Origin of the sequence: Novipirellula rosea (assembly GCF_039541335.1) — a bacterium.
In the GTDB taxonomy this organism is placed as follows: domain Bacteria; phylum Planctomycetota; class Planctomycetia; order Pirellulales; family Pirellulaceae; genus Novipirellula; species Novipirellula rosea.
This window is the reverse complement of the sequence record NZ_BAABGA010000063.1, coordinates 1-627: the sequence shown is the minus strand read 5'-3', so window position 1 is coordinate 627 and position 627 is coordinate 1. Positions and strand designations below refer to the sequence as shown.

Below are 627 nucleotides of genomic sequence, written 5' to 3'. Positions count from 1 at the left end.
CTGTTTCCTTGCACTTGCTGCACGCACGCTTGAGATACTCCAGCACATGCACGACCATCTTAGCGGGCACATACTCCAGACGCTCACGAACGTCCTTGTCGATCACTGGCATCTCGTCGCCACAACAAGGGCACGCCCGCTCTTGCTCAGGCACGTCAATTAACTGGGTTTCACGCGGCAGGTTGTCGGGAAAACGATCCGACTTCTTGCGGCGACGACGGACGGTGATCTTTTCTTCGACCGTTTCGTCAACGTCGACGGCGTCACTGTTTTCTTGGACCGACGTATCGAACAAAGCCAGTTGAGAGCCATCGTCAATGAAGCGTTCGCTCCGCTGACCATAGATGTACCGCTTGAGCTGTTCGAGCTCAAACCTTAGCTTCTCGTTGTCACTCGCAAGACGTTCAGTGAGCTCGGACTGCGTTTCGATTAACGCATGACAAGCTTCGATATCGTTCGGTAAATCTTGGCGATCGGACATGTCATTGGTTGTCGCGATTACAAAGAAAAACGCAAGACGAGAACTCGACTTGCGTTTGCATTTTTCAAAAGTTTTTAGCTGTAACGCTTTTATGCAACCTTGTATCGCTTGCGTTGCTTGGCCGACTCGATGTCGATGCCCGAGAG

General features: G+C 51.7%; 1 protein-coding gene. It reads right to left on the bottom strand.

Annotation, left to right across the window (positions count from 1 at the left end; genetic code table 11):
• Positions 1 to 481: IS66 family transposase zinc-finger binding domain-containing protein (locus ABD971_RS22990; protein ID WP_345325950.1), on the bottom strand; the 481-nt coding region annotated here is incomplete at its 3' end.
• Positions 482 to 627: the final 146 nt, after the last annotated feature.